General features: G+C 65.0%; 27 protein-coding genes. 21 read left to right on the forward strand and 6 right to left on the reverse strand.

Features of this window, described 5'->3' with window-relative positions:
* The first annotated feature begins 2 nt into the window (after positions 1-2).
* The 13 genes from napA to AAHB08_RS01605 all read left to right on the forward strand — a co-directional run bounded on the left by napA (position 3) and on the right by AAHB08_RS01605 (position 10,680).
* Positions 3-2,492 carry a nitrate reductase catalytic subunit NapA gene (gene napA / locus AAHB08_RS01545; protein WP_247626832.1) on the forward strand — a complete coding sequence of 830 codons (2,490 nt, stop codon included), beginning with the start codon at positions 3-5 and terminating at the stop codon, positions 2,490-2,492.
* A 15-nt stretch (positions 2,493-2,507) separates the two neighbouring features.
* Positions 2,508-3,242, forward strand: coding sequence for a ferredoxin-type protein NapG (gene napG, locus AAHB08_RS01550; RefSeq protein ID WP_342057891.1), 735 nt, complete (start codon positions 2,508-2,510; stop codon positions 3,240-3,242).
* A complete protein-coding gene (gene napH, locus AAHB08_RS01555) occupies positions 3,239-4,114 on the forward strand; it encodes a quinol dehydrogenase ferredoxin subunit NapH (protein ID WP_342057892.1) in 876 nt (291 codons plus the stop codon). Before napG ends, napH begins: the two co-directional genes overlap by 4 nt.
* Entirely contained in the window at positions 4,114-4,569 is a 456-nt protein-coding gene (locus tag AAHB08_RS01560) for a nitrate reductase cytochrome c-type subunit (RefSeq protein ID WP_139439291.1), read from the forward strand. The genes napH and AAHB08_RS01560 overlap by 1 nt, the downstream gene beginning before the upstream one ends.
* 11 nt (positions 4,570-4,580) lie before the next feature.
* Positions 4,581-5,171: a cytochrome c3 family protein gene (locus AAHB08_RS01565; RefSeq protein WP_139439292.1), complete on the forward strand. Its 591-nt coding sequence runs from the start codon at positions 4,581-4,583 to the stop codon at positions 5,169-5,171.
* Between the two features lie 224 nt (positions 5,172-5,395).
* Positions 5,396-5,902, forward strand: a complete 507-nt coding sequence (moaB, locus tag AAHB08_RS01570) for a molybdenum cofactor biosynthesis protein B (RefSeq protein ID WP_106887335.1) — start codon at positions 5,396-5,398, stop codon at positions 5,900-5,902.
* Between the two features lie 50 nt (positions 5,903-5,952).
* Positions 5,953-6,447: a cyclic pyranopterin monophosphate synthase MoaC gene (moaC, locus tag AAHB08_RS01575; RefSeq protein ID WP_139439293.1), complete on the forward strand. Its 495-nt coding sequence runs from the start codon at positions 5,953-5,955 to the stop codon at positions 6,445-6,447.
* On the forward strand, positions 6,444-6,689 hold the full coding sequence (moaD, locus tag AAHB08_RS01580) for a molybdopterin synthase sulfur carrier subunit (RefSeq protein ID WP_342057893.1): 246 nt from the start codon (positions 6,444-6,446) through the stop codon (positions 6,687-6,689). Before moaC ends, moaD begins: the two co-directional genes overlap by 4 nt.
* A gap of 3 nt (positions 6,690-6,692) precedes the next feature.
* Positions 6,693-7,172 (forward strand): molybdopterin synthase catalytic subunit MoaE, encoded by a 480-nt coding sequence (gene moaE, locus AAHB08_RS01585; protein ID WP_342057894.1) that lies wholly within the window; start codon positions 6,693-6,695, stop codon positions 7,170-7,172.
* An 85-nt stretch (positions 7,173-7,257) separates the two neighbouring features.
* Positions 7,258-7,986: a molybdate ABC transporter substrate-binding protein gene (gene modA / locus AAHB08_RS01590; RefSeq protein ID WP_342057895.1), complete on the forward strand. Its 729-nt coding sequence runs from the start codon at positions 7,258-7,260 to the stop codon at positions 7,984-7,986.
* A gap of 111 nt (positions 7,987-8,097) precedes the next feature.
* Complete coding sequence (gene modB, locus AAHB08_RS01595) at positions 8,098-8,778, forward strand: molybdate ABC transporter permease subunit (protein WP_342057896.1); 681 nt, start codon at positions 8,098-8,100, stop codon at positions 8,776-8,778.
* Positions 8,775-9,830, forward strand: a complete 1,056-nt coding sequence (gene modC, locus AAHB08_RS01600; protein WP_342057897.1) for a molybdenum ABC transporter ATP-binding protein — start codon at positions 8,775-8,777, stop codon at positions 9,828-9,830. The genes modB and modC overlap by 4 nt, the downstream gene beginning before the upstream one ends.
* 70 nt (positions 9,831-9,900) lie before the next feature.
* A complete protein-coding gene (locus AAHB08_RS01605) occupies positions 9,901-10,680 on the forward strand; it encodes an alpha/beta fold hydrolase (RefSeq protein ID WP_342057898.1) in 780 nt (259 codons plus the stop codon).
* 64 nt (positions 10,681-10,744) lie between these two features.
* Here the strand turns inward: AAHB08_RS01605 and moeB are convergent, their stop codons facing one another.
* Together moeB and moeA are read right to left on the reverse strand one after the other, a co-directional pair.
* Positions 10,745-11,500 carry a molybdopterin-synthase adenylyltransferase MoeB gene (moeB, locus tag AAHB08_RS01610; RefSeq protein WP_342057899.1) on the reverse strand — a complete coding sequence of 252 codons (756 nt, stop codon included), beginning with the start codon at positions 11,498-11,500 and terminating at the stop codon, positions 10,745-10,747.
* Positions 11,497-12,723: a molybdopterin molybdotransferase MoeA gene (gene moeA, locus AAHB08_RS01615; RefSeq protein WP_342058047.1), complete on the reverse strand. Its 1,227-nt coding sequence runs from the start codon at positions 12,721-12,723 to the stop codon at positions 11,497-11,499. Before moeA ends, moeB begins: the two co-directional genes overlap by 4 nt.
* Positions 12,724-13,076: 353 nt before the next feature.
* Here moeA and folE point away from each other — a divergent pair, with 353 nt between their 5' ends.
* A complete protein-coding gene (gene folE / locus AAHB08_RS01620; RefSeq protein ID WP_106887327.1) occupies positions 13,077-13,733 on the forward strand; it encodes a GTP cyclohydrolase I FolE in 657 nt (218 codons plus the stop codon).
* A 275-nt stretch (positions 13,734-14,008) separates the two neighbouring features.
* Positions 14,009-15,658: a methyl-accepting chemotaxis protein gene (locus tag AAHB08_RS01625; RefSeq protein ID WP_139439301.1), complete on the forward strand. Its 1,650-nt coding sequence runs from the start codon at positions 14,009-14,011 to the stop codon at positions 15,656-15,658.
* A gap of 202 nt (positions 15,659-15,860) precedes the next feature.
* Here AAHB08_RS01625 and AAHB08_RS01630 read toward each other — a convergent pair whose 3' ends face one another.
* Positions 15,861-17,591 carry a formate--tetrahydrofolate ligase gene (locus tag AAHB08_RS01630; RefSeq protein ID WP_342057900.1) on the reverse strand — a complete coding sequence of 577 codons (1,731 nt, stop codon included), beginning with the start codon at positions 17,589-17,591 and terminating at the stop codon, positions 15,861-15,863.
* A gap of 66 nt (positions 17,592-17,657) precedes the next feature.
* Between AAHB08_RS01630 and AAHB08_RS01635 the strand changes: the two genes are divergently transcribed.
* Positions 17,658-18,065, forward strand: a complete 408-nt coding sequence (locus tag AAHB08_RS01635; protein ID WP_342057901.1) for a hypothetical protein — start codon at positions 17,658-17,660, stop codon at positions 18,063-18,065.
* An 18-nt stretch (positions 18,066-18,083) separates the two neighbouring features.
* Here AAHB08_RS01635 and AAHB08_RS01640 read toward each other — a convergent pair whose 3' ends face one another.
* Complete coding sequence (locus AAHB08_RS01640) at positions 18,084-18,986, reverse strand: LysR family transcriptional regulator (RefSeq protein ID WP_139439304.1); 903 nt, start codon at positions 18,984-18,986, stop codon at positions 18,084-18,086.
* Between the two features lie 110 nt (positions 18,987-19,096).
* Here AAHB08_RS01640 and AAHB08_RS01645 point away from each other — a divergent pair, with 110 nt between their 5' ends.
* The 4 genes from AAHB08_RS01645 to AAHB08_RS01660 all read left to right on the forward strand — a co-directional run bounded on the left by AAHB08_RS01645 (position 19,097) and on the right by AAHB08_RS01660 (position 22,009).
* Positions 19,097-19,657 carry a YceI family protein gene (locus AAHB08_RS01645; protein ID WP_202046282.1) on the forward strand — a complete coding sequence of 187 codons (561 nt, stop codon included), beginning with the start codon at positions 19,097-19,099 and terminating at the stop codon, positions 19,655-19,657.
* A complete protein-coding gene (locus tag AAHB08_RS01650; protein WP_342057902.1) occupies positions 19,657-20,394 on the forward strand; it encodes a hypothetical protein in 738 nt (245 codons plus the stop codon). The genes AAHB08_RS01645 and AAHB08_RS01650 overlap by 1 nt, the downstream gene beginning before the upstream one ends.
* A 185-nt stretch (positions 20,395-20,579) precedes the next feature.
* Entirely contained in the window at positions 20,580-21,701 is a 1,122-nt protein-coding gene (locus tag AAHB08_RS01655; RefSeq protein ID WP_342057903.1) for an adenosylhomocysteinase, read from the forward strand.
* The gene (locus tag AAHB08_RS01660; protein WP_342057904.1) at positions 21,698-22,009 is read left to right on the forward strand and encodes a SelT/SelW/SelH family protein; all 312 of its coding nucleotides are present in this window, start codon (positions 21,698-21,700) and stop codon (positions 22,007-22,009) included. Before AAHB08_RS01655 ends, AAHB08_RS01660 begins: the two co-directional genes overlap by 4 nt.
* Before the next feature lie 57 nt (positions 22,010-22,066).
* Here AAHB08_RS01660 and AAHB08_RS01665 read toward each other — a convergent pair whose 3' ends face one another.
* Both AAHB08_RS01665 and pepT read right to left on the reverse strand, forming a co-directional pair.
* Positions 22,067-23,779 carry a lysophospholipid acyltransferase family protein gene (locus AAHB08_RS01665; protein ID WP_342057905.1) on the reverse strand — a complete coding sequence of 571 codons (1,713 nt, stop codon included), beginning with the start codon at positions 23,777-23,779 and terminating at the stop codon, positions 22,067-22,069.
* Positions 23,780-23,957: 178 nt separating this feature from the next.
* The gene (gene pepT, locus AAHB08_RS01670) at positions 23,958-25,184 is read right to left on the reverse strand and encodes a peptidase T (protein WP_139439309.1); all 1,227 of its coding nucleotides are present in this window, start codon (positions 25,182-25,184) and stop codon (positions 23,958-23,960) included.
* Here pepT and AAHB08_RS01675 point away from each other — a divergent pair.
* Positions 25,140-25,454: a hypothetical protein gene (locus AAHB08_RS01675; protein WP_342057906.1), complete on the forward strand. Its 315-nt coding sequence runs from the start codon at positions 25,140-25,142 to the stop codon at positions 25,452-25,454. The two genes, pepT and AAHB08_RS01675, sit on opposite strands and share 45 nt — an antisense overlap.
* Positions 25,455-25,954: the final 500 nt, after the last annotated feature.

Below are 25,954 nucleotides of genomic sequence, written 5' to 3' on the forward strand. Positions count from 1 at the left end.
TCATGAAGCTGAGTCGACGCGACTTTATGAAGGCCAATGCGGTGGCGGCAGCCGCTGCCGTGGCCGGAGTCAGTGCCCCCACCCTGGCGGCGAACCTTATTACCAGCACCGACAAGACTGCCATCACCTGGGACAAGGCGCCCTGCCGCTTCTGCGGCACCGGCTGCTCCGTGCTGGTGGGCTCCCAGGCCGGCCGCGTCGTGGCGACCCAGGGCGATCCCGATGCGCCGGTCAACCGTGGCCTCAACTGCATCAAGGGCTACTTCCTCTCCAAGATCATGTACGGCGAGGATCGCCTGACCCAGCCCATGCTGCGCATGACCAATGGCAAGTTCGACAAGAATGGCGACTTCGCCCCCATCAGCTGGGATCAGGCGTTTGACATCATGGCCGAGAAGTTCAAGGCCACCCTCAAGGAGAAGGGACCGACCGCGGTCGGCATGTTCGGCTCCGGCCAGTGGACCGTCTGGGAAGGCTATGCCGCCGCCAAGCTGATGAAGGCGGGCCTGCGCACCAACAACCTGGATCCCAACGCCCGTCACTGCATGGCCTCCGCCGTGGTCGGTTTCATGCGCACCTTCGGCATGGATGAGCCCATGGGCTGCTACGACGACATCGAGCAGGCCGACGCCTTCGTGCTCTGGGGCTCCAACATGGCCGAGATGCACCCCATCCTCTGGTCACGGATGTCCGATCGCCGCCTCTCCAACCCGGATGTGCAGGTGCACGTGCTCTCCACCTTCGAGCACCGCAGCTTCGAGCTGGCGGACAACGGCATGGTGTTCACGCCCCAGACCGACTTGGCGATCCTCAACTACATTGCCAACTACATCATCCAGAACGACAAGGTGAACTGGGACTTCGTCAACAAACACACCCAGTTCCGCAAGGGCGTCACCGACATCGGCTACGGCCTGCGCCCGACTCACCCGACGCAGCAGAAGGCCAAGAACCCGGACAGCGGCGACTCCACCCCCATGAGCTTCGACGACTTCGCGAAGTTCGTGGCGGATTACGACGTCGACTCCGTGGCCAAGCTTTCCGGCGTCTCCAAGGAGAAGCTGGAAAAACTGGCCCAGATCTATGCGGATCCGGACAAGAAGGTGGTCTCCTACTGGACCATGGGCTTCAACCAGCACACCCGTGGCGTCTGGGCGAACAACCTCTGCTACAACATCCACCTGCTGACCGGCAAGATCTCCACCCCGGGCTCGGGTCCCTTCTCCCTGACCGGCCAGCCCTCCGCCTGCGGCACCGCGCGGGAAGTGGGCACCTTCGCCCACCGCCTGCCCGCCGACATGGTGGTCACCGACCCCAAGCACCGCGCCATCGCCGAGAAGATCTGGAAGCTGCCGGAAGGCACCATTCCCGAGCAGGTGGGTTATCACGCCGTGCTGCAAAACCGCATGCTCAAAGACGGCAAGCTCAACGCCTACTGGGTGATGTGCAACAACAACATGCAGGCCGGTCCCAACATGAACGAGGAGGGGCTGCCCGGTTATCGCAACCCGGCCAACTTCATCGTGGTCTCCGACCCTTACCCGACCGTCACGGCGCAGGCGGCTGACCTCATCCTGCCCACCGCCATGTGGGTGGAGAAAGAGGGTGCCTATGGCAACGCCGAGCGCCGCACCCAGTTCTGGCACCAGCAGGTGAAGGCGCCGGAAGGGGCCAAGTCCGACCTGTGGCAGCTGATGGAGTTCTCCAAGCGCTTCACCGTGGAAGAGGTGTGGCCGGCTGAGCTTATCGCCAAGATGCCGGAAGTGAAGGGCAAGACCCTGTTCGAGGTGCTCTATGCCAACGGTCAGGTGAACCAGTTCCCGAAAGAGCAGAGCAAGGGGGCGCTGAACGACGAGGCGGAACACTTCGGCTTCTACGTGCAGAAGGGGCTGTTCGAGGAGTACGCCTCCTTCGGTCGCGGTCACGGCCACGATCTGGCGCCCTTCGATCAGTACCACGAGGCGCGCGGCCTGCGCTGGCCCGTGGTGGACGGCAAGGAGACCCTGTGGCGCTATCGCGAAGGGTTCGACCCTTATGTGAAGGCGGGGGAGGGGGTGAAATTCTACGGCAAGCCGGACGGCAAGGCGGTGATCTTCGCGCTGCCTTACGAGCCTGCCGCCGAGGCTCCGGATAAAGAGTACGACATGTGGCTCTCCACCGGTCGCGTGCTGGAGCACTGGCACACCGGCACCATGACCCGCCGGGTCCCCGAGCTCTATCGCGCCTTCCCGGATGCGGTGCTCTTCATGCACCCGGAAGATGCCAAGGCCCGCGGTGTGCGCCGTGGTGAAGAGGTGATCGTCGCCTCCCGCCGGGGCGAGGTGAAGACCCGCGTCGAGACCCGCGGCCGCAACCGTCCGCCCAAAGGCCTGGTGTTCATGCCCTTCTTTGATGCGAGCCAGCTGGTCAACAAGCTGACCCTGGACGCCACGGATCCCCTCTCCAAAGAGACGGATTACAAGAAGTGCGCCGTCAAGGTCATGAAGGCGTAAGGCGGGGCCGGGGGGATGAGTCGCAGCCGTCGCCAGTTCCTGGCCGACCTTGCCAAGGGGGCCTGCTCCGTGGGCCTGCTTGGGGCAGGGCTTGGCACTGTGGCCCGCCAGCAGGCGCAGGCGGTGCCCGCCCAGGCACTGCGGCCGCCGGCGGCGCTGGGGGAGGCTGACTTCCTCGGTGCCTGCGTGCGCTGCGGGCTCTGCGCCCTGGCCTGCCCCTACGACACCCTCAAGCTCGCCCGGCTGCTGGATCCCGTGACCACGGGCACCCCCTATTTCGAGGCGCGCGCCGTCCCCTGCGAGATGTGTGACGACATCCCCTGCGTGGCGGCCTGCCCGAGCGGGGCGTTGGATCAGGGGATGACCGACATCGATCAGGCGCGCATGGGGGTGGCGGTGCTCATCGATCACGAGACCTGCCTCAACTACCTGGGGCTGCGCTGCGATGTCTGCTATCGGGTCTGCCCGCTGATAGATAAGGCGATCACCCTCGAACTGCAACGCAATCCGCGCACCGGCAAGCACGCCATGTTCCTGCCCACGGTACACAGCGATCTGTGCACCGGCTGCGGCAAGTGCGAGCACGCCTGCGTGCTGGAGACGGCGGCCATCAAGGTGGTGCCCCGCGGGCTTGCCAAGGGTGAACTCGGTCATCACTACCGGCTCGGCTGGGAAGAGAAGGCCAAGGCGGGCAAGTCCCTCATCGGTGAGCGACTCACCCTGCCGACCCGCAAACCGGAGGGGCTATGAGTCGTTATCCGGGGGCCGAGGCCAGCGCCAGGCTGGGGTGGTGGCGCGCCCACCGCTTCCTGCTGCTGCGCCGTCTCTGCCAGTTCGGCGTGCTGGGGCTCTTCCTGCTGGGGCCGCTCGCGGGGGTCTGGATCCTCAAGGGCAACCTCTCCAGCTCCCTGCTGCTGGAGACGGTGCCCCTCTCGGATCCGCTCACCCTGCTGCAGTCGGTGGCGGCGGGCCATTGGCCCATCACCACCCTGTGGCTCGGGGCTGTAGTAGTGCTGGCCGGTTACTGGCTGGTCGGGGGGCGGGTGTTCTGCTCCTGGGTCTGCCCGGTCAACCTGGTCACGGACGCCGCCGCCTGGCTCAGGGCCCGGCTCGGGCTCAAGGGCAACGGCCAGTTCAACCGCAACACCCGCTACTGGCTGCTGGCCATGGTGCTGGTGGCCCCCGCCATCACCGGCGTGCTGGTGTGGGAGCTGGTCAATCCGGTCTCCTTGGCCATGCGCGGCCTGCTGTTTGGCATGGGGGCGGGCTGGGGTCTGCTGGTGGCCCTGTTCCTGTTCGATCTGTTCGTGGTGGAGCGGGGCTGGTGTGGTCATCTCTGTCCGGTGGGGGCCTTCTATGCCCTGGTCAACCGGGTCGGGTTTATCAAGATTTCTGCCAGGGGGCGTGAGCGGTGCAGCAACTGCATGGATTGTTATGCGGTCTGCCCGGAGCGCCCCATCCTGCGCGGCCCGGTTCACGGGGCCAGGCGCGGTCACGGGCCCTTGATTGTGGCTCAGGAGTGTACCAACTGCGGCCGTTGCATCGATGTCTGCGCGGAGCAAGTTTTCGAAATCACTACAGGTTTTGCCGTCAAGGCAGAGAAAACGTCGGAGAACAAATAATGAAAAAGCTGATTGGAGCAATGCTGGCCTGCCTGATGGCGGGCTCCTTGATGGCAGCCACCCCCGAGATCACCAACAGCACGGGGGGGATCAAGTCGGAGCGGGGAAGCACGGATCTGGTTACCGAGGCGGATGCCGCCCCGCTCAAGAACTACCGCAAGGATGGGGATCTCTATGATCGCCAGTACATGCATCAGCCGCCGCTGATCCCCCACGATACCCGCAACTACGAGGTGGACAACAAGGTCAACAAGTGCCTGGCCTGCCACAGCTTCAAGAACGCCAGCAAGATGAAGGCGCCCAAGATAAGCCCGACGCACTTCGAGACCCGCGACGGCATGACCCTTGGCGAAGTGTCCCCCCGTCGCTACTTCTGCCTGCAGTGCCACGTGCCGCAAGCGGATGCCAAGCCGCTGGTGGAAAATACGTTTAAACCAGTTGAAGCGCTGAACTGAGGGACCCCCAGATGAAATTACCCGGCTTTATCCAGCGTCTGTGGACCACCTTCAAGTCCCCCTCGAAGGCGGCCCTCTGGGTGCTGCTGCTGATGGGCTTCTTCGGCGGTGTCATCTTCTGGGGCGGCTTCAACACCGCCATGGAGGCTTCCAACACTGAGAAGTTCTGCACCGGTTGCCACGAGATGAAGGACAACGTCTTCGTGGAGTACCGCGACACCATCCACTATGCGAACCGCTCCGGGGTGCGCGCCAGCTGCCCGGATTGCCACGTGCCCCACGAATGGACCTACAAGATCATTCGCAAGGTGCAGGCCTCCAAGGAGCTGTGGGGCATGCTGACCGGCAAGGTGGATACCCGCGAGAAGTTTGAATCCCACCGCCGGGAGATGGCGGAGCGGGAGTGGCAGCGGATGAAGGAGACGGATTCCCGCGAGTGTCGCAACTGCCACAACTTCGAGTACATGGACTTCTCCCTGCAGGGGCGGCGGGCGGCCCAGATGCACTCCACTAACCTGGCAAGCGGCCAGAATACCTGCATCGACTGCCACAAGGGGATAGCTCATCAGCTGCCTGACATGAAGGGCGTGGAAGGGTTCTAAGGTGCCGGGCCATCGGAGCGGATAGCGCCGCTTCGATGGCCTTTGATTTTTATGGGCCTTTTAACCCCTGCGCCAGACATCTTTTGATAGAATCCCTTCCCGGCAACGCGGCGCCCCTGTCGGCGCGCTTTCACCGACCGGCATGGCCGGGCGACGCGTACCCCTCTTCTTCCTCTCGTGGTCAATGAATGATTGACAGGATTTGTCCTATGGCATCCAGAAACATGGCACCCAAAAACAGCGAATTCATCCCTCTCAAGATCGCCGTGCTGACGGTCTCCGACAGCCGCACCGCCGCCGACGACAGCTCGGGGGATTATCTGGTATCGGCTCTGACCCAGGCGGGGCACCAACTCGCGGATCGGGCCCTGTGCGCCGACAACCTGTTCCGGATCCGGGCCCAGGTGAGCCAGTGGATCGTCGACGAGGCGGTCCAGGTGGTGTTGATCAACGGCGGCACCGGCTTCAATGAACAGAACCGGGTGCCGGAAGCTGTGGGGGTGCTGTTCGAGCGCACCGTACAGGGCTTTGGCGAGATGTTCCGCCAGCTCTCCTTCGCCGAGATAAAGGGCTCGGCCATGCAGAGCCGCGCCCTGGCGGGGCTCGCCAATCGCACCCTGATCTGCTGCCTGCCGGGCTCCACCGGCGCCTGCCAGCTCGGCTGGGAGCAGCTCATCCGGGATCAGCTGGACGCCCGCACCAGGCCGTGCAACTTCGTGTCCCATCTATGATCTCGGGAGTTTCTCTCGATTATCCATCTTGTTTTTCGATAGGGGAATAGATGAACCTGACCCATCTCAACCAGAGCGGCGAAGCCCACATGGTGGATGTCACCGACAAGCAGGTCACCCAGCGGGAGGCCCGCGCCGAGGCCTTCGTGACCATGGCCCCCGCGACCCTGGCCCTGATCCTCGGCGGTCAGCACCACAAGGGGGACGTGTTCGCCACCGCCCGCATCGCCGGCATCATGGCGGCCAAGAAGACCGCCGATCTCATTCCCCTCTGCCACCCTCTGGCCCTGACCCGGGTGGAGGTAGAGATTGAGGCCCAGCCCGAGCACAATAGGGTCCATATCCGTACCCTCTGCAAGCTGTCCGGCAAGACAGGGGTGGAGATGGAGGCGCTCACCGCGGCGTCCGTGGCGGCGCTGACCATCTACGACATGTGCAAGGCGGTGCAAAAGGACATGGTGATCGAGCACGTCAGGCTGGTGGAGAAGAAGGGCGGCAAGTCCGGCCACTTCCAGCTGGGCTCCCAGGCAGGAGAGAAAGCATGATCAAGGTACTGTTTTTTGCGCAAGTAAGGGAGCTGGTGGGCTGCGACGAGCTCTGCCTGCCCAGCGACTATCCCACGGCCGAAGCGCTTCGTGGGGCCTTGTGCAAGCGCGGCGACAAGTGGGCCCTGGCGCTCGAATCGGGCAAGCTGCTGGTGGCGGTGAACCAGACCCTGGTGCCGCTCGATACGCCGCTCAATGATGGCGATGAAGTCGCCTTCTTCCCCCCGGTGACCGGAGGCTGAGCCATGTCTATTGCCAATACCACAGACCGCATCCTGGTGCAGCGGGCCGACTTCTCCCTGGGGGAGGAGTATGAGCGCCTCGCTGCCCGCCATGACAGCGGCGCCATCGTCACCTTCGTCGGCAAGGTGCGCGACGTCAATCAGGGGGATGCGGTGAAGGGGCTCTCCCTCGAGCACTATCCCGGCATGACCGAGAAGGCCCTGACGGACATAGTCACAGAGGCCCGTGGCCGCTGGCCGCTGCAGGAGTGCACCCTGATCCACCGAATCGGCGATCTGCTGCTCGGGGATCAGATCGTGCTGGTGGCGGTGAGCAGCGCCCACAGGGACGCCGCATTCGAGGCCTGCCACTTCATCATGGATTTTTTGAAGACCCGGGCACCGTTCTGGAAAAAAGAGCTGACCGCCGAGGGGATTCAACGCTGGGTCGAGGCCAAGGCGAGCGATGACGACGCCGCCGCCCGCTGGCGGCAAGCGCCCTAGCCAGCCCGGTTCGATGACAGGGGAGTGCCCGCTGGCGCTCGCCACCACTTGCTTCGGGTTCGCCGGAGCCTCAAGGAGACAGGGAATGAAGAAACAGTTGTCCGTGGTGTTGCTCGGCCTCGTGGCCGGCGCCTTGCACAGCGGGGCCGCTCGGGCCGATGAAGTCAGGGTAGCGGTGGCCGCCAACTTCAAGGGCACCCTAGAGCGCATCGGCAAGGAGTTCACCACCAAGACAGGCCACAGCGTCGTCATCAGTTCGGCAGCCACCGGGGTGCTCTACACCCAGATCACCCACGGCGCCCCCTTCGATCTCTTCCTCTCTGCCGACGTGGCCACTCCTGAAAAACTGGAAGCGGAGGGCAAGGGGAGCGGTCGCTTCACCTACGCCATCGGCCAGCTCGGCCTGTGGCAGAAGGGGGGACCTGCCCCCGACGAGGCCACCTTGCGCAACTGGCAGGGGGAGCTGGCCATCGCCAACCCGAAGACCGCCCCCTATGGCGCCGCCGCCATGGCAACCCTGGCCTACCTCAAGCTCGATCCCAAGCAATACAGGGTGCTGACCGGCACCAACATCAGCCAGACCTGGCAGTTCGTCGACACCGGCAATGCGAAGCTGGGCTTCGTCGCCTGGGCCAACCTGGTGGAAGCGGGCAAGACCGGCGAAGCCTGGGCGGTACCGGCCAGCTTCTACCCCCCCATAGAGCAGCAGGGGCTGATCCTCAAGAAGGGGGAAGCAGTCGATGCCCTGGTGGCCTGGCTCAAGGGCCCCGGTCAGGCGCAGATCAAGGCCGCAGGCTATGCCCTGCCCCGATAAGGGGATGGTTCAGATGCGATACCCTGAGTGGTCGGCCTTCGGGTCGGCCACTCTTTGCAATGAGGATGGATACCATGCCGTTGGGGGCATTTATCAACCGGGAGGTCGGCAATGAGTGAAGGGGATCTGCTGGCGGTCTGGCTCACCCTCAAGCTGGCGGCCAGCACCACTGCCATCCTGCTGCTGTTGTCGCCGCCGCTTGCCTGGTGGCTGTCGCGCAGCCAGCACCGGCTGCGGCCGCTGGTGGAGGCCCTGGTGGCGCTGCCCCTGGTGCTGCCGCCGACCGTGCTCGGCTTCTATCTACTGCTCGCCTTCTCGCCGGAGTACGGCCTCGGCGCCTGGTGGCGGGAGACCTTCGGGACACCGCTCGCCTTCAGCTTCCTCGGCCTGCTGTTTGCCTCCATCCTCTATTCGCTCCCCTTCGTGGTGCAGCCGCTCACCTCCGCCTTCGTCAACATAGGCAACAAGGAGCTCGAGGCCGCCGCCACCCTGGGGCTGGGGCCCCTTGAGCGCTTCTTTCAGATCATCTTGCCAATGACGCTGCCGAGCTTCGTGATGGCGGCGGCCCTCGGCTTTGCCCACACCCTGGGGGAGTTTGGCGTGGTGCTGATGATAGGGGGCAACATTCCCGGAGAGACCCAGGTGCTCTCCATCGCCCTGTTTGATCACGTGGAGGCCATGGATTATCGGCATGCCCACTACCTGGCAGGCGGCCTGATGGGCTTCTCCCTGGTGATGCTGGTGCTGGTCTACGGTGTGCTGCAGCGCCGGCAGCGGAGGTTGTTCGGATGAGCCTGCACCTCAAGGCCAGTCGTGCATTCGGCGGCTTCACCCTGGCGTGCGATCTGGCGCTGCCCCTTGGTGGCATTCTCGGCCTCTTTGGCCCCTCCGGCTGTGGCAAGAGCACCTTGCTGCGCATCATCGCCGGGCTGGACCGCGCGCCCTCGGATGTCCTGCGCTGGCAGGGACGGGAGCTGGCGGCCCTGCTGCCGGAGGCGCGCCGCATCGGGCTGGTGTTCCAGGACTCCCGCCTCTTTCCCCATATGACGGTGCTCGGCAACCTGCAGCTGGCGGCGGGCAAGGGGCGAGGGCGCTGGCAGCCCGAGGCTCTGGCGGAGCGGCTCGGCTTTGCCGATCTGCTGGGGCAGCCCGCCCACGGCCTCTCCGGCGGCCAGCGCCAGCGGGTGGCCCTGGGGCGGGCCCTGCTGGCAGAGCCGGATCTGCTGCTGCTCGATGAACCCTTCTCGGCGCTGGACAGCCGCAGCCGCATCCATCAGGCCCATGTGCTCAAGGGGTTGCAGCGCGAAAGCGGCATCCCCATGATCTTCGTGAGCCACGCCATGGAGGAGGTGAGCCTGCTCTGCGATCAGCTGGTGCTGCTGGCAGATGGCAGGCTGGAGGCGCAGGGCAGGCCGAGCGAGATCTTCGCCCGCACCGACCTCTCCCTCGCCAGTCGCGACGATGCCGGTGTCATGCTGACGGCAACCCTGGCCCACTACGACGACGCCGAGCAGATGGCGACCCTGCAACTCGGGGATCAGCGCCTGATGGTCACCATGGAGCATGCCCCCGACGAGACAGGGGAGTTGCAGATCAAGGTGGCGGGGCGGGATCTGGTGATCGCCACCGCCCCCATAGCGCACTCCAGCCTCTCCAACTGCCTCGAGACCCGACTGCTGGAGGCGCGGGAGGTGAGGCCGGGGCAAACCCTGTTGCAGTTGGCGCTGGGGCAGCAGATACTGCTGGCCCGGATCACCAGCCGCTCCGCGCAGCGGCTGGCGCTGGTGCCGGGGCAGCGCCTCTACGCTTACATCAAGGCGGTGAGCCTGGTGGGAGAGGGCTGAGGGGCGTGTCGCCACAGCATGGGCAGCAAGGCCGTCAATGGCCGCTATCGAGTCGAGAGGGAGAGCACGGGTGCGTCGCAACCAGGTAATGAAATCCCATGGATTGGCCTTGCGCAGCGCGGGGGAGGGCCCCTTGCTGCTCCTGCTGCACGGCCTTGGCTCCTCCAGCCTCGACTGGCAGGCCCAGATCGAGCACTTCTCCCAGCACTACCGGGTGGTGGCGCTGGATCTGCGCGGCCACGGCCAGAGCATGCAGGAGGGCCCCTTCGATGTGCCCACCCTGGCGGCGGACGTGGCCCGCTGGCTCGAGGAGCAGCCGGAACCCGCCTGGGTGGTGGGGCTGTCGCTGGGTGCCATGGTGGCGCTGGAGCTGGCGCTGCGACTGCCCCACAAGGTGCAGGGGCTGGTGCTGGTCAACGGCTTCAGCGAGTTTCTGCTGGAGACGCCAAGGGAGCAGGAGCGCCATGCCATGCGCCTCAAGTGGCTGCGCTGGTTTGGCATGCGGCCGCTGGCCTGGTGGCTGGGGCGCGAACTCTTCCCCGGCCCCGAGCTCGCCCAGGTGCGCCACACCTTCCGGCTGCGTTTCGTGCGCAGCAACAAGAAAAAGACCTACAAGGCGCTGCTGGAGGCGCTGCCCGGTTGGTCGGTGCGCGCCCGGCTCGGCAGCCTCTGGCAGCCGGTGGCCATCATCTCCACCAGTCACGACTACCTGCCGCTCGCCAAACGGGTGGAGCAGTTCGCCTCCCTGCCCAACGCCAGCATCCATACCCCAGAGGGCCATCACGCCTGGCCCGCGGAAGATCCCGCCGGGTTCAATCATCTGTTGCAGCGGATCCTGGCGACTCACTGAGCCTGTATGGGCACAAAAATGCCGAACCCCTGGGTTCGGCATTTTTGTGGGCGCGGTTTGCCGCTCAGGGCTGGGAGCAGACCGGGCAGTCCGGGCGCTTGGGGAGCTTCAGCTCGCGAAAGCTGCCACCCAGGCCGTCGATCATCAGCAGGCGGCCGCTGTGGCTTTTGCCCATGCCTGCCAAGAGCTTGATGGCCTCCAGCGCCTGCAGGCTGCCTACCAGACCGACCACGGGGGCCAGCACCCCGGCCTCGACACAGGTCAGGGACTGCTCGCCAAAGAGGGCGCTCAGGCAGGCGTAGCAGGGTTCGTCCTCCTGCCAGGTGAAGCTGCAGAGCTGCCCCTCCAGCCGGATGGCGGCGCCGGACACCAGGGGCACCCTGTGCCGGCGGGCGCGCTGGTTGAGCAGATTGCGGATGGCGACGTTGTCGGTGCAGTCGAGCACCAGCTGGTGCTCTGGCAGCAGGGCATCGAGCAGCGCCTCGTCGGCGAGGAGGGCGTGGGTTTCCACCTCTAGCCAGGGGTTGAGGGCCAGCAGCGTCTTGGCGGCGGAGTCCACCTTGTGCATGCCGATGCGCTCGTCGCTGTGCAGCACCTGGCGCTGCAGATTGGAGAGCTCCACCCAATCGAAATCCACCAGGGTGAGGTGGCCGACCCCGGCCACCGCCAGATATTGGCTGGCGGCGCAGCCCAGCCCCCCGGCGCCTATCACCAGCACCCGGGCCTGCTTGAGCGCCTCCTGCCCCTCGAAGTCGAAAGACTTGAGCACTATCTGGCGGTTGTAGCGAAGGAGCTCGGCATCGCTCAGGATCTCGCTCACAGCAGCAGCCCCGAGAAGGGCTCGACGGTGACCGTCTCACCGGCGGCCACCTTGCCGCGTTCCTGCTCGAGCACTATGTAGCAGTTGGCCCGGGACAGGGAGCTGAACACCCCGGAGTCCTGGGAGCCGGTGCTGCGCACCACCAGGCCGTCAGGCCCCTGGCTCAGGATGCCGCGCTGGAAGTCCAGGCGCCCCGGCGCCTTCTTGAGGGGCTCGGCCGCCATGGCCTGCAGCGGCAGGGGGCGCGCGAAGTGGTGGCCGGCCAGCCTGGCCAGCGCCGGTTGCACCAGCTGATCGAAGGTGACCATGGCGGAGACGGGGTTGCCCGGCAGGCCGAAGAACCAGGCGTTTGGCAGGCGGCCGAAGGCAAAGGGCTTGCCCGGCTTGATGGCGAGCTTCCAGAAACCTATTTCGCCAAGCTCCTCCAGCAACTGCTTGGTGAAGTCCGCCTCCCCCACCGAGACGCCCCCCGTGGTGATCAGGGCATCCGCCTCGCGGTCAGCTTGCTGGAAGGCGGCGCGCAGGGCGGCCGGATCGTCGGGGATGATGCCAAGATCCAGGCACTCTATGCCCATGCGGGTCAGCATGGCCTTGACCCCGTAACGGTTGGAGTCATAGATGTCGCCGTGGGCGAGGGGAGTGCCCAGGGGTTTGAGCTCGTCCCCCGTGCTGAAGATGGCCACCTTGAGGGGACGGCGCACCGTCACCGTGGCGATGCCCAAGGAGGCCAGCAGCGGCAGCTCCCGGGGACTGAGACGCAGGCCGCTGGCCAGTACTTGCGATCCTTGCGCCAGATCCTCGCCCCGGCGGCGGATGTTCTGGCCAGGGAAGGGAGTCGTCAGAAAAGTGATCCCGTTGCCGCCTTCCTGCGTTTCTTCCTGCATCACGACCGCCTCCGTGCCCGCCGGCACAGGGGCGCCGGTCATGATGCGGATGCAGTGACCGGCCGGCCATTCGCCCTCATAGGGCTGGCCGGCGAAGGCCTTGCCCGCGACGAGGAGCGGGGCGCCGGCGGCGAGATCCGCCAGGCGCACGGCATAGCCGTCCATGGCGGCGTTGTCGAAGGGGGGCACCGACAGGGGGGAGCTTATCTCCTCGGCCAGTATCCGATCCAGCGCCTGGGGCAGCGGCAACTGCTCCGTCTCGCAGCGGCAGCCGAGTTGTTCCAGCATCCCTTGCAGGGCCTTGTCCAAGGGGAGGAGTGCACCGGTATCGAATCCCATCATCATGACCTCTCTGGTGTATAGGGGGCGGATTATCCCAAAAATCCGTCCGTATGGGCAGGCGGATCGCGCAGGAACGCGGGGGAAAGCCGATTTTTGCCGGGATGAGAGGAAGGTCAACCCCTTGAATTACCTCCTTGTGGGTGGCGTGAGAGGCGCGCTTGCATGGGGAGTGCCAGACCTGTGCCCGGCGCCCCGAACGGGAGGGGGAGAGGGTAAAACAGGGCGGTTTGGCATAAAGTCAGGTGCCGGGCTTGAGTTAGTTTGAATTATGACAATAATCGCCCTGTAACATTGCGCCACGGCACCACGTCGATGGCCAGCACAGTCCCTGAGCGTGGGAGAGAAACAAGATGACGAGCTTTAGCCAGGAAGCCCTGTTGGTCAGGGCAGCGCTCGAGGCCGAGGGCCTGGAGACACCACTGGTGGCCAATGGGTTGAACGGCCAGCAGAAGAAGGAAAACATCGAAGGCCATATGCGCGCCATCATGGAGACGCTGGGGCTGGATCTGGCCGATGACAGTCTGGCCGAGACGCCGCACCGCATCGCCAAGATGTACGTGAACGAGATCTTCTCCGGCCTCGACTATGCCACCTTCCCCAAGGTGACGGTGATCGAGAACAAGATGAAGGTGGACGAGATGATCATGGTGCGGGACATCAGTCTCACCAGCACCTGTGAACACCACTTCGTCACCATAGACGGGCTGGCCCACGTGGCCTACATCCCCCGTGGCAAGGTGATCGGGCTGTCGAAGATCAACCGCATAGTGCAGTTCTTCGCCCGCCGTCCCCAGGTGCAGGAGCGGCTCACCCAGCAGATCCTGCTGGCGTTGCAGACCCTGCTCGGCACCAGGGACGTGGCCATCAGCATCAAGGCGACCCACTTCTGCGTGAAGGCCCGTGGCGTGATGGATTCGACCTCCTATACCACCACCACCTCCCTCGGCGGTGTGTTCAAGACCCAGCCAGACACCCGTGCCGAGTTTCTCGGTGGCCTGAAAGGCTAGTCACCCGGGGGCATGTCTCACCGACATGCCCCGACTTCTTCCCCTCCCGTCTGCCGCTCCGGTTTATTTTCTGAAAAAATCCTAAAGTGATGCCCGCGCGGGCCGATACAGCTCTCCGTGCCGCGGGATGGCCTGTTTGGCACCCGTTTGGCCCCCTCGTTCGTGCCGATACGGATGAGGTTTGAATGACTGCTATGGATGGCAGCTAGCGTGCTCGCGCCTCGAAGGGCCGGCGCCGACGAATGCCACTTGATGACCCATATGCAGGACATGCCATGAACACCATGACGATAGGCAAGAAACTCTCCGCCGGCTTTGCCGTACTCGGCCTGATGATGGCCTTTATCGGCGGCTTTTCACTGTTTGAATTCAGCACCATGAACCGGGCCGCCATCGGATTCACCGACAGCATACTGCCCGCCGTGGTGCGCACCAGCACCCTGGGCGAGACCATCAATGCGGTGCGCCGCTACGAGCTGGATGTCTTTCTGGTGGCGGACGATCCCCAGCAGCAGGCCCATTACCGCAATGAGAGCGAGAAGAGCCTGAGGGAGGCCGGGCAGCAGATAGCGGCCCACGATGCCACCATCTGGGCGGAGGATCTGGAGGAGCGCCGCACCTTCGACATCGTCAAGGCGGACTGGGAGAAATACCTCGGCCTGCACCAGCGCATCCGGCAGATGCAGGATGCCGGTCAGATGACCGAGGCCCAGCACCTCTTCATGGGGGAGGGGATCACCCTCTACACCAACCTGGCCAAGTCGGTTGGCGACCTGGTGCGCATCAACCATGGCTATGCCGATGCCTCCCGCAAGGTGGTGGTGGGAGCGTATGACTCCGCCAAGCTGAGCGTCACCCTGGCCCTGCTGATCGGTCTGGTGCTGGTGGTCTGTCTCTCCGTGGTGCTGACCCGCCAGATCCGCGACCCGCTCATCATGCTGGCCCGCCAGGCCCAGCGCATCGCGGGCGGCGATCTCGGCAAGGGGGAGCTGCAGGAGTGGATCCGCGGCAGTCGCTTCAACCGCGACGAGCTGGGGCAGCTCGGCTCGGCCATCGACCGCATGCAGGGGTCGCTGGCGGACCTGGTGAGCGAGATAGCCGGCTCGGTGAGCCAGCTCAGCAGCGCGGTGGAGGAGGTGAGCGCCATCTCCGAGCAGTCCGCCAGGGGCATGGCCAGCCAGCAGAGCGAGGTGTCCCAGGTGGCCACCGCCATGAACGAGATGCAGTCCACCGTCAATGAGGTGGCCCGCAACACCACGGATGCCATGAGCGCGGCCAAGGATGCCTCCCGCACCTCGACCCAGGGCAACCAGGTAGTGCGCAGCGCCATCGGCAGCATAGAGCAGGTCTCCCGGCAGATTGAGCAGGCGGGCACTGTGGTGTCGCAGCTGGAAGCGGACAGCGCCAGCATCAGCATGGTGCTGGATGTCATTCGCGGCATCGCCGAGCAGACCAACCTGCTGGCACTCAACGCCGCCATAGAGGCGGCCCGGGCCGGTGAGCAGGGGCGTGGTTTTGCGGTCGTCGCGGACGAAGTGCGCTCCCTGGCACAGCGTACCCAGGCCTCCACCGCCGAGATCAGCAAGATGATAGAGCTGTTGCAGGAGCGCACCGCCGAAGCGGGCAACGCCATGCAACTGAGCCGCCAGCAGATGCAGGAGAGCGTCGGGCTGGCACGGGAAGCGGGGGAGAGCATCGACAGCATCAACGGCGCCGTCACCCAGATCAGCGACATGAACACCCTGATTGCCACCGCCACCGAAGAGCAGAACGCGGTGACCGAGGAGCTCAACCGCAGCATAGTGAACATCCACAATGCCGCCGACGAGAACGCACAAGGGGCCCAGCAGACCGCCCAGGCCTGTGTCGAGCTGAGCAAGCTGGCCAACAACCTGCACCATATGACCCAGCGCTTCACCCTCTAAACCCTGGTCCATGGACAACACAAGGCCCCGCCAATTGGCGGGGCCTTGTTGTTTCTGGCAGGTTTGTTGATCGTAGGGTCGATTAGCGCAGCGTAATCGGCCGGCGCCAGACTGTTTATCCGATCATTTAGCTCAACCCGACTATCTCGCCGTTATCGTCGATGTCGATATGACGCTCAGGGAAGGCAGGCTGCCAGGGTTCTTAGCTCAGGCCTACTATGTTGCCGTCGTCATCGATGTCGATATGGCGATAGGCTGGCAGGCTGCCCAGGCCAGGCATGGTCATGATGGGGCCAGCCAGGGCATAGACGAAACCGGCGCCGGCGCACAGGCGCACCTCCTCGATGGGCACCTCGAAGTCCGTCGGTACTCCCTTGAGGGCCGGATCATGGCTGATGGAGAGCGGCGTCTTGGCCACGCAGATGGGCAGCTGATCCCAGCCCTCGGCCGAGAGCCGGGCCAGCTGCTGGCGCGCCTTGTCGGAGAGCTGCACCCCGCGCCCGCCGTAGCCGCACTCCACCAGGGTGGCCAGCTTGGCCGCGAGGCTCATCTCGTTTGGGTAGAGCAGTTTGACCTGGCTCGGCTGCTCACAGGCGGCGACCACGGCCCGGGCCAGCTCGCTGGCGCCCTTGCCCCCGTCGGTGAAGGCGTGGGAGATGGCGGCGTCACAGGCGCCGGCGGCCAGCGCCTCGCGGGCCAGCAGATCCAGCTCGGCCTGGCTGTCGGTGGGGAAGCGGTTGATGGCGACCACCACGGGCACCCCATAACGGCGGGCGTTCTGGATATGCCAGGCGAGGTTGGCGCAGCCCTCTTTCAGGGTGGGCAGATCTTCCCCCTGCAGGCTCGCCGGCAGCGGCTGGCCCGGGCGAATGTCGAGCAGGCCGCTGTTGGCCTTGAGACCGCGCACCGTGGCCACCAGCACCACGCAGGCGGGGGGGATGCCGGACTGGCGGCTCTTGATGTTGAAGAACTTCTCCAGCCCCATGTCGGAGCCAAAGCCCGCCTCGGTCACCACATAGTCGGTGAGGCCCAGGGCGATGCGATCGGCGATGACGGAGGAGTTGCCATGGGCGATGTTGGCGAAGGGCCCTGCGTGCACCAGCACCGGGGTCTGCTCCGTGGTCTGCATCAGGGTCGGCTGCAGGGCGTCTTTGAGCAGCACCGTCATGGCCCCCGCCACTTCCAGCTGCTCGGCGGTGATGGGGTTGCCGTGAATATCGCGAGCCAGCTGGATGCGGCCGATGCGGGCGCGCAAGTCTTTCAGATCGCTGGCCAGCGCCAGAATGGCCATCAGCTCGGAGGCGGCTGTGATGACGAAGCGATCGGCACGCTCCACCCCATCGGCGGGGCCACCCTGGCCTAGGGTGAGGTGGCGAAGCGCCCGGTCATTCATGTCCAGGGTGCGCGGCCAGAGGATGTTGACCGGGTCAATCTCGAGGCGCGGCAAACCGGTTCTGGCGCTGAACTGGTCGCCGAGTTTCTGCTCGTGGAACAGGCGGGCATCCAGGGCCGCCGCCGCCAGGTTGTGGGCGGCGCTGAGGGCGTGAAAGTCCCCGGTGAGGTGCAGGTTCATCTCCTCCATGGGCACCACCTGGGCATGTCCGCCCCCGGCGGCGCCCCCCTTGACCCCGAACACCGGCCCCAGACTCGGCTGGCGTATGGTGGCTATGCTGGGCTGACCTATGTGGTTGAGGCCCATGGAGAGCCCCAGGGTGGTGACCGTCTTGCCCTCGCCGAGGGGGGTCGGGGTGATGGCGCTCACCAGCACCAGCTTGCCTCTCTGTTTGGGCTGGGACTTGAGCAGGTCGAGACTGAGTTTGCCCTTGTGGTGGCCCTGGGGGCTGAGCTGGTGGAGGGGGATGGCGAGGCGTTCGGCCAGCGCCTGGATGGAGAGACGGGGGGACTGGCGGGAGATCTCGATATCGCTTAGCATCAGCACCTCGTTGGCATGTCAGGTCAAAGATGCGGCGAAGTCTAGAGGAATCAATAAGGTTATCCAATGAGTAATACTATTTTATCCGGCAGTCGTGAGCCCCATCAAAGCCCCATACTGCTGGACCTCAATGCCCTCTACCACCCTCCCAAGCAGCCGCTCACCGCCCTTGGCATCGTCAGCGCCTTGATCCCGCTGTTCGGCTACGGCTGGCAGGCGATGACCCAGGATCCCGAGACTCACTTTCGCCAGGAGCTCGGCAAGCGCATCAACAAGCGCAAGACGGACGAGGCCAATCTCACGCTGATCCTGCAACTGGCGGCCATGCTCGATTGCCACTGCCTGCACATCACCCTGCCCTATGAGCTGGGGGAGGAGCAGCTCGCCACCCTGGCGCGGCGTCTGCCGCGCTGGCGGCTGACCCAGCACAGTCTGCTGCTGGTGGCCGAGCTGCCGATCGTCACCACCCCCTGATCACCCTCCGGCCCGGGCTCAGGTCTCCCTGTCCCAGTAGTGGGGGGCCAGGTAGCGCTCCTGCACGAACTCGATGAAGCAGCGCACCTTGGCCGAGACGAAACGGCGGTGCGGATAGAGGGCATAGAGTCCCACCTGTCCCTTCTCCCATTCCGGCAGCAGGGGCACCAAGGCGCCTGAGCGCAGCGCATCCCCGACGATGAAGGTGGGCTGCAAGATGATGCCCTGGTGGTCGCAGGCGGCCCGGGTCAGGGCCACCCCGTTGTTGGCGCGAAGGGGCCCCTGGGGGCGCACGCTTTGCTGCTCCCCATCCCGCTTGAAGACCCAGTCCGGCTGGGTCAGGGTGTAGATGAGGCAGTCGTGCTGCTTGAGATCCTCCGGGGTCTCTGGGGTGCCCCTGCGGGCCAGGTATTCCGGGCTGGCGCACACCACCAGCTTCATGGTGGCGAGCGGCTTGGCCACCAGGGAGGAGTCCGGCAGGTTGCCGATCCGTAGCGCCAGATCGAATCCCTCCTCCACCAGGGCCACCCGCCGGTCGCTGTACTCTATCTCCAGCTTGAGCTCGGGAAACCGCGTCCGAAACAGCGGCAGGGCGGGGGAGAGGTGCAGGTAGCCAAAGTCCATGGGCACAGAGAGCTTGAGGGTGCCCTGGGGCTGCTGGTTGTTGTGGGTGAGCTGGCTGTGGGTCTCTTCCAGCTCCGCCAGCAGGGCCAGGGAGCGCTGGTAGTAGAACTGGCCCGCCTCTGTGGGGTTGACCTGGCGGGTCGTGCGTGACAGCAGCCGGGTCGACAATGACTCCTCGAGCTGCTGCATCAGCTTGGAGGTCATGGCGACCGAGATGCCGAGCTGATGGGCGGCCTTGGTAAAGCTCTGGCACTCCACCACCTTGATGAAGGTGCGCATGGCGGCTATCTGATCCATATTCCACTCTCGGTTGATAATTATTTTAATAAATCGATGATTATCCATTCCTGCTCGGAGGTTAGCATGTCGGGTATCGATGTGAACCCCCTAATGAAGGAACGATCGGAATGAAAATGACCAAGGCCCTGCTGGCTTCCTGCCTGTTTATGGCGGCTCCCCTGATGGCGGCCGACTACGATGTCGATGCGGCTCACACCACAGTCCAGTTCAAGGTGGGCCACCTCGGCTTCTCCGAGCTGGTCGGCCGGTTCAACACCTTCAGCGGCACCTTCAGCATGGATGATGCCAATCCGACCGCCGCCAAGGCGAGCTTCGAAATCGACGCCGCCAGCGTGGACTCCAACCACGAGGCCCGCGACAAGCACCTGCGCAGCCCCGACTTCCTGGACGTCAAGCAGTACCCCAAGATGACCTTCGTCAGCTCCGGCTATGAAGGCACCAAGGACAAGGGCGTGCTCAAGGGCACCCTGACCCTGCACGGCGTCGCCAAGGACGTGGCCTTCGACATGGTCCACATCGGCGAAGGCAAGGATCCCTGGGGCGGCTACCGCAGCGGCTTCAACGCCACCACCACCATCAAGCGCAGCGACTTTGGCGTGAACTACATGCTGCCGGGCATTCCGGACGAGATGAGCATCAACCTGTTCGTCGAAGGCGTGCGCAAGTAATGGGCGCAGCACTCTTGCTACAGACCCTGGCGGCTCCTTTGGGGGCCGCTTTGCTGTCATGGCGCTGGCCACGGCTGGGCACCCTGTGGGGGGCGCTCGCGCTCTGGTTGGTGGGCTGCCTGCTGGGGGGCGCCTATGGCCTGCCGGTCAAGGCGTGGCAGTGGCTGCCGCTGGCCCTGCTGGTGCCCGCCATCGCGGCTCAGGTTGAGGACAAGCGCGCCGCCCTGGTGCTGTTTGCGGTACTCGGCGCCCTGGTGTGGTGGCAGGGGCTGGCCTCGGTCCTCGCCATCGAGCCGCGCATCTGGCTGGCCCTGTTGCCCGCCATCGCCTGGTTCGGCTGGACGGGCTGGCGCGGTGACAGCGAGGAGGGGCTGGGCTTTGCCCTGGGCTTCATCTGGCTGGCGCTGGTCATCGGCATCGATGGCAGCCTGCTGATCGCCCAGCTGGCGGGGGCCCTGGCCGCCTTCGCCGGTTTCCGTGCCCTGCTCGGTGCCTTTGCGGGCATCAAGGTGACCCCGGCCGCCCTGGGGCTGACGCTCGCCTTCGTGCAGATGCTGGCCTGGCAATACGTGGAAGTCCCGCTGCTGGTCCTGCTGCCGGTCTGGTTGCTGCCGCCCCTGGAGTGGGCCCTGCGCAAGCGCCCGGGGTTGTCTCGTTGGGGTCTGCTGATCCTGGTGGGGGCAATTGGTGCTGGTTTGAGTCTGTGGTGGGTCTGGCCAGAGGCATCACTTTATTAATTTCTGCATGAAAAACAGGCTATTACCTTATAAATTGATGGGTTAGTCAAAGTCTGCATAGATAAAGATTGAGCCCCATGGCGCTTTCAGATAAAAAGGATTTTCAATTATCTGGACACACACAGAACCCGGCTATGCCGGGTTCTGTTTGCCTGCTTTCTCGCGGCACGCTAAGGAGGCCACAGTTGCGCAGTCAGGGATCTGAGCATCTGTTTTTTCGCCATTTCACCGAGCAGGGACGCCTCGGGGATCTCTGCATTCTGCTGGTGACCCACCTGCTTCCCGACCGGCCCCACTTCATCCAGGTGCTCGACCGGGTGGGGCGGGTCGGCGCCATCCTGCCCAAACCCAAGTCCGTTCACGGACCTACCCTGGCCTGGGCCCAGCAGCACTACCCCGTGCTGCCCCTCAATCGCCACTGGACCTCGGATCCCGAGGGCGTCATTGCCCAGATTGCCCCCCTGGTGGCCCCCCACGAGCGGCTCATCATCCTGGACATAGGTGGCTACTTCGCCAAGACCCAGGCGGTGCTCTTCGAGCACTTCGGCGAGCGCTTTCTCGGGGTGGTGGAGATGACCGAGAACGGCCATCAGCGCTATGAACAGGAGGCGCTGGCCGCCCCCGTCATCTCGGTGGCGCGCAGCCCCCTCAAGCAGGCGGAAGACATCCAGATCGGCCTGAGCGTGGTCTACTCCGCCGAGTCCCTGGCGCGTACCCTGAGGCGCACCTTCAACGTCTGCCAGGCCGCCCTGTTTGGCTATGGCAAGGTGGGGCGCAGCATCGCCCGCGAGCTGCGCTGCCGCAACCTGCATCTGGAGCTGGTGGAGACGGATGCCCTGCGCCAGGTGGAGGCGCTCTCCCACGGCTTCAAGCTGGTGAACAAGGCCGAAGCCCTCGGCCGCGCCGAGCTGGTGATCTGCTGCACCGGCAACGGGGCCCTGGACATCGCCGACTTGCTGGCGCTGCGCCCCGGCGCCATGGTGGCCTCTGTCACCTCGGCGGACGACGAGTTCGCCTTCTGCCTCTCCCAGCTGCCCTGGCCGAGCAAGGAGGTGTGCCCCCATGTGCTGGCGCTCACGCGCCCGGATGGCAGCACCATCTTCCTGCTCAATCGCGGCGAGGCGGTGAACTTCGTCCACGGCGCCGTCATCGGCGAGTACGTCTATCTGGTGCTGGCGGAGATTATCGAAGGGGTGCACCAGCTGGCCGGGCAGAGGCCGGCCGCCGCCCTGCTCGAGCTGCCCCAGGCCACCATGCAGCGCATAGCCCGCCACTGGTTAACCGATTTTCATGGAGTCATCGCATGACAGAAATACAGACCCCGGTCAGCAAGCCGCGCATCGAGATCCGCTACTGCACCCTCTGCCGCTGGATGCTGCGCGCCGCCTGGCTGGCCCAGGAGCTGCTCTCCACCTTCGACAGCGAGCTCGGGGAGGTGGCGCTGGTGCCCGCCAGCAAGGGGGAGTTTCGCATCCTGGTCAACGGGATCCAGGTGTGGGACAGGGTGGCCGACGAGGGCTTCCCCGAGGCGAAAGAGATCAAGCAGCGGGTGCGGGACGTCATCGCCCCGGAGCGCGATCTCGGCCATGCCGATCGCAAGCCCGCAGCCGAGTAAGGCAACCACACAGTGCAAAAGGGAGGCGACAGCCTCCCTTTTTGTTTGCCATGGCGGCTAACCTGCGGCCTCTGCCCGGGCGGGGCGGCCGATATAGCGGGCCCGCTTGTGGGGCTTGATGCGGCTCACATCCACCCACACCAGGCCGTCGATGCAGTGGTTGAAGTCGGGGTCTATGCCAAAGTCCATGAACTGCACGCCCCCCGGTTCGCACAGCTCGGAGTATTGCTTGTAGAGGGTGGGGATGGCGCAGCCCAGGTGGTCGAGGCGGGCCTTGAGCGCCTGGAGGTCGGCGCCGTAATCGCGCCCCTCGAACAGGGGCGCGGTCTCGGGATAGGGGCGGCGCGAGGGGGCCAGGGCCAGCTCGGGGGCGAAGTGCTGGCGGTAGAAGCCCACCAGCAGATCCTTGGCCGGCGGCGGCAGGCTGCCGGAGAGGGTGACGGGCCCGAACAGATACCGATACTGGGGGTAGCGGGCCAGGTAGGCCCCTATGCCGAACCAGAGATAATCGAGCCCCCGCTTGCCCCAGTAGGCGGGCTGGATGAAGCTGCGGCCAAGCTCGATGGCCTGCTCCAGCCGGGGCAGCAATCTCTCTTCAAACCCGAACAGGGTGTGGCTGTAGAGGCCGCTCACCCCTTTGCGCGCCAGCAGCTCGGCCACGGGGGCGAAGCGGTAGGCCCCTATGATGTCGAGGCGGGCCGGATCCCAGAGGATGAGGTGGTGGTAGTCATCGTCGAAGGCATCGAGATCCCGCCGTCTGCCCGACCCTTCCCCCACGGCGCGAAACGCGATCTCCCGCAGCCGCCCCAGCTCGCGCAGGATCACAGAGTGGCCCTGCTCGTGGCGACGATAGAGCAGGATGCGCTGGCCATCCGGGGTCTGCCCGAGCAGCTCGCAGCCGTCCATGGCCTGCTTGAGCTGGCGGCGCTCCTCCGGCAGGGCGATGGGGGCCTCGGTCGCCAGGGGGCCCTTCTTCCCCTTGCCGAGGCGATAGAGATGGCGACGCACCAGGGCGGCTGCGGTCTTGGGGGCGAGCTCCCCGAGACTCTGGGGCGGGATGCGCTCCCCCAGGGTGAGGGAGATGCGTCGCCCCTGCTGGCGAAACAGCTGGCGCACCAGCAGCAGGGCGGAGGCGGGCTTGTGGAGCCAGGAGGCGAGATAGAAGGGGAGGCCGTTGCGCCCGTCCAGATGAATGGGCACCAGCGGCGTGCGGGTGCGCCTGGCCAGCTTGATGAAGCCCCCCTGCCAGGGACCGTCCTTCACCCCCTTGGGGCCGAGGCGCGACACCTCGCCGGCGGGGAAGATGATGAGGGCTCCCTCCTGGGCCAGGTGCTCCCCCATGGCCAGGATGGCGCGTCGGTCGGTCTTGCCCCCCAGGTTGTCCACCGGCAGCAGCAGGGGACGCAGGGGGGCAATCTGTGCCAGCAGCCGGTTGGCCACTATCTTGACGTCGGGGCGGATGCGGCCGAGCAGGCGCAGCAGGGCCAGCCCGTCCAGGGATCCTATGGGGTGGTTCGCGACTATCATGACCCGGCCGCTGGCGGGGATGTTCTCGAGCTCGGCCTCGCTCACCCTGTAGTCAAAATCGAGGGCGCCGAGGGCCTGCTCGACGAAATCGAGGCCGCGCAGGTGAGGATGGCGCTCGGCAAACTCGGCGAAGGCCTCCTCGTTGAGCAGCCAGCTCAGCCCCTGCCGGAGCAGGGGACGGATCAGGGGTTGGGTGGCGAGGCGGGGCAGATGCTGCCCCAGCAGGGTATCGACGTTGAACATGGGCAAGGCTCCGCGGAACGTTGCCTCAGGGTGCCGCCCCCCGGTTTCCCCTTTGTGGCAGCGCCGTGACGGTTTGATGACTTGGGGCAGAGGGCCCCGCTCATACCACCGTTATTGCTCCCGCCAGGCCCCGCTTATACCGCCGTTATTGCTCCCACCCGGCTCCCTCAGGAGCGCATCACTGCTCCCGCCAGGCCGAGGTGAGCCGCACCAGGGCCACCAGGGTGGCGACCGCCTTCTCCATGGATTGCAGCGGGATGAACTCGTGCTTGCCGTGGAAGTTGTGGCCACCCGTGAAGAGGTTGGGGCAGGGCAGACCCATGAAGGAGAGGCGGGCGCCGTCGGTGCCGCCGCGAATGGGCTTGATCCTGGGGACCACGTCGGCGGCCTCCATGGCGGCCCTGGCCAGCTCGACGATGTGCATGTGCGGCGCTATCTGGCTGCGCATGTTGCGGTAGTTGTCCTCTATCTCAAGGGTGATGCGCGCCTTGGGGTTGTCCAGCTGCAGGGAGGCGACCCGCTCCTTGAGCTGGGCCTTGCGGGCGGCGAAGCAGTCGTCGTCGAAGTCGCGGATGAGGTAGTGCAGGGTGCTCTCCTCCACCGTGCCCTCCATCCGGGCCAGGTGGAAGAAGCCTTCGTACCCTGCCGTGCACTCCGGGGTCTGCTCGGGGGGCATCTCGGCGTGGAAGCGGGCGGCCAGGGTCTGGCTGTTGATCATGCTGCCCTTGGCGGTGCCGGGGTGCACGTTGTTGCCGATGAAGCGCACTGTGGCGCTGGCGGCGTTGAAGTTTTCATACTCCAGCTCGCCCAGTTCACCGCCATCCACGGTATAGGCCCACTTGGCCGGGAATCTCTCCAGGGGGAACAGATCGGCGCCGCGGCCTATCTCCTCGTCCGGGGTGAAGCCTATCCAGAGATCCCCGCGGGGGATCTCGGGGTGGGCCAGCAGGTACTGGGCGGCGGTGAGGATCTCGGCGATGCCCGCCTTGTCGTCGGCCCCCAGCAGGGTGGTGCCGTCCGTGGTGATGAGATCCTGCCCCAGGTAGTTTTTCAGGCAGCGGTACTGGCGAATGGCCAGCACCTCGTCCCCCTTGCCCAGACAGATGTCGCCTCCCTGATAATTCTCGATGAGCTGGGGCACCACCTGTTCTGCCTCGTAATCGGCGGTGTCCATGTGGGCGATGAGCCCGATGGCGGGTGCCTGTGGCTGGTTGCCCGGCAGGCAGGCGGTGAGGTAGCCGTGCTCATCCAGGGTGACCTGGGTCAGCCCAAGCTGGGTCATCTCCTCGCAGAGGGCGCGGGCGAAGACGATCTGGCCCTCGCTGCTGGGACAGGCAGGATTGGTCGCATCGGAGCGGGTATGAAAAGTCAGGTAACGCAGAAAACGCTCAAGCAGGGTATCCATTGGCAGGCCTCAAACCACAAAAGAGGCACCATTGTGGACAAGACGGCCGGGCTGATTATTGCGTCAGCGCAGTTTTTGATGGATTTGTCGGGCCCGGATCCCGGGGGGGCGCTGGGGAAAGCCGCTCAACCCGAGGGCTTGGTGAATAAAAATTCCGAATTTAAAACTCATCATGCATATGAGAAAGGGCTGAATTTCCCCCCGGCCCAGCAGTGGCAAGGGGTCGGGAAAAATGGCCGGTTCCCCTGTTATTTTCAGGGCCTATACTGAGCGGCCTCATCCCTCGCCATCCCAGAGCCAGCCTTGCTGGCAGCAAGATTTGGCCCATCGATCAAAACCCGTTTTTTAACACGATTTTTTATTGTCAGTGGCGCCGGTAAGTGTGTACACTCCGCGCCGATCCGAGGGTAACCCTGAGCAGGCAGAGGCCGCCAGACACCGACAGGATCAGACGCCTATAGGGCGAGGCACGCAGAAACGACAGACACTGCTGGGGAATGGTTTCTTTAATACCGGTTAGGCTCCGGTATCAGGGAGAACAACAGACTCTCATCACCTACTGACCGAGTGGGCCAATGGCTCATCATCTTCCCTTGTCATGGGCGGTCACTGGCGTTGAGCGGGCTGTGGTGGTTGTCGTTCATCAACACGCGTGCGTGCTGACGTCTACCCTTCTCTTCCTTGAACCTCTCTCCTTCTGTCGGGATGGCTGCCGAATGATGAACGAACGGCGTGGCTGATGCCGGTTGTCATCAAAGTACCGCGGCGCC

This window comes from Aeromonas sp. OTU364 (assembly GCF_038440395.1).
In the GTDB taxonomy this organism is placed as follows: Bacteria; Pseudomonadota; Gammaproteobacteria; order Enterobacterales; family Aeromonadaceae; genus Aeromonas.

Coding starts and splice junctions, on each gene's coding strand:
- napA (WP_247626832.1), top strand. CDS start 3: ATGAAGCTGAGTCGACGCGACTTTATGAAGGCCAATGCGGTGGCGGCA.
- napG (WP_342057891.1), top strand. CDS start 2,508: ATGAGTCGCAGCCGTCGCCAGTTCCTGGCCGACCTTGCCAAGGGGGCC.
- napH (WP_342057892.1), top strand. CDS start 3,239: ATGAGTCGTTATCCGGGGGCCGAGGCCAGCGCCAGGCTGGGGTGGTGG.
- AAHB08_RS01560 (WP_139439291.1), top strand. CDS start 4,114: ATGAAAAAGCTGATTGGAGCAATGCTGGCCTGCCTGATGGCGGGCTCC.
- AAHB08_RS01565 (WP_139439292.1), top strand. CDS start 4,581: ATGAAATTACCCGGCTTTATCCAGCGTCTGTGGACCACCTTCAAGTCC.
- moaB (WP_106887335.1), top strand. CDS start 5,396: ATGGCACCCAAAAACAGCGAATTCATCCCTCTCAAGATCGCCGTGCTG.
- moaC (WP_139439293.1), top strand. CDS start 5,953: ATGAACCTGACCCATCTCAACCAGAGCGGCGAAGCCCACATGGTGGAT.
- moaD (WP_342057893.1), top strand. CDS start 6,444: ATGATCAAGGTACTGTTTTTTGCGCAAGTAAGGGAGCTGGTGGGCTGC.
- moaE (WP_342057894.1), top strand. CDS start 6,693: ATGTCTATTGCCAATACCACAGACCGCATCCTGGTGCAGCGGGCCGAC.
- modA (WP_342057895.1), top strand. CDS start 7,258: ATGAAGAAACAGTTGTCCGTGGTGTTGCTCGGCCTCGTGGCCGGCGCC.
- modB (WP_342057896.1), top strand. CDS start 8,098: ATGAGTGAAGGGGATCTGCTGGCGGTCTGGCTCACCCTCAAGCTGGCG.
- modC (WP_342057897.1), top strand. CDS start 8,775: ATGAGCCTGCACCTCAAGGCCAGTCGTGCATTCGGCGGCTTCACCCTG.
- moeA (WP_342058047.1), bottom strand. CDS start 12,723: ATGGGATTCGATACCGGTGCACTCCTCCCCTTGGACAAGGCCCTGCAA.
- folE (WP_106887327.1), top strand. CDS start 13,077: ATGACGAGCTTTAGCCAGGAAGCCCTGTTGGTCAGGGCAGCGCTCGAG.
- AAHB08_RS01625 (WP_139439301.1), top strand. CDS start 14,009: ATGAACACCATGACGATAGGCAAGAAACTCTCCGCCGGCTTTGCCGTA.
- AAHB08_RS01630 (WP_342057900.1), bottom strand. CDS start 17,591: ATGCTAAGCGATATCGAGATCTCCCGCCAGTCCCCCCGTCTCTCCATC.
- AAHB08_RS01635 (WP_342057901.1), top strand. CDS start 17,658: ATGAGTAATACTATTTTATCCGGCAGTCGTGAGCCCCATCAAAGCCCC.
- AAHB08_RS01640 (WP_139439304.1), bottom strand. CDS start 18,986: ATGGATCAGATAGCCGCCATGCGCACCTTCATCAAGGTGGTGGAGTGC.
- AAHB08_RS01645 (WP_202046282.1), top strand. CDS start 19,097: ATGAAAATGACCAAGGCCCTGCTGGCTTCCTGCCTGTTTATGGCGGCT.
- AAHB08_RS01650 (WP_342057902.1), top strand. CDS start 19,657: ATGGGCGCAGCACTCTTGCTACAGACCCTGGCGGCTCCTTTGGGGGCC.
- AAHB08_RS01660 (WP_342057904.1), top strand. CDS start 21,698: ATGACAGAAATACAGACCCCGGTCAGCAAGCCGCGCATCGAGATCCGC.
- AAHB08_RS01665 (WP_342057905.1), bottom strand. CDS start 23,779: ATGTTCAACGTCGATACCCTGCTGGGGCAGCATCTGCCCCGCCTCGCC.
- AAHB08_RS01675 (WP_342057906.1), top strand. CDS start 25,140: ATGAAAAGTCAGGTAACGCAGAAAACGCTCAAGCAGGGTATCCATTGG.
- pepT (WP_139439309.1), bottom strand. CDS start 25,184: ATGGATACCCTGCTTGAGCGTTTTCTGCGTTACCTGACTTTTCATACC.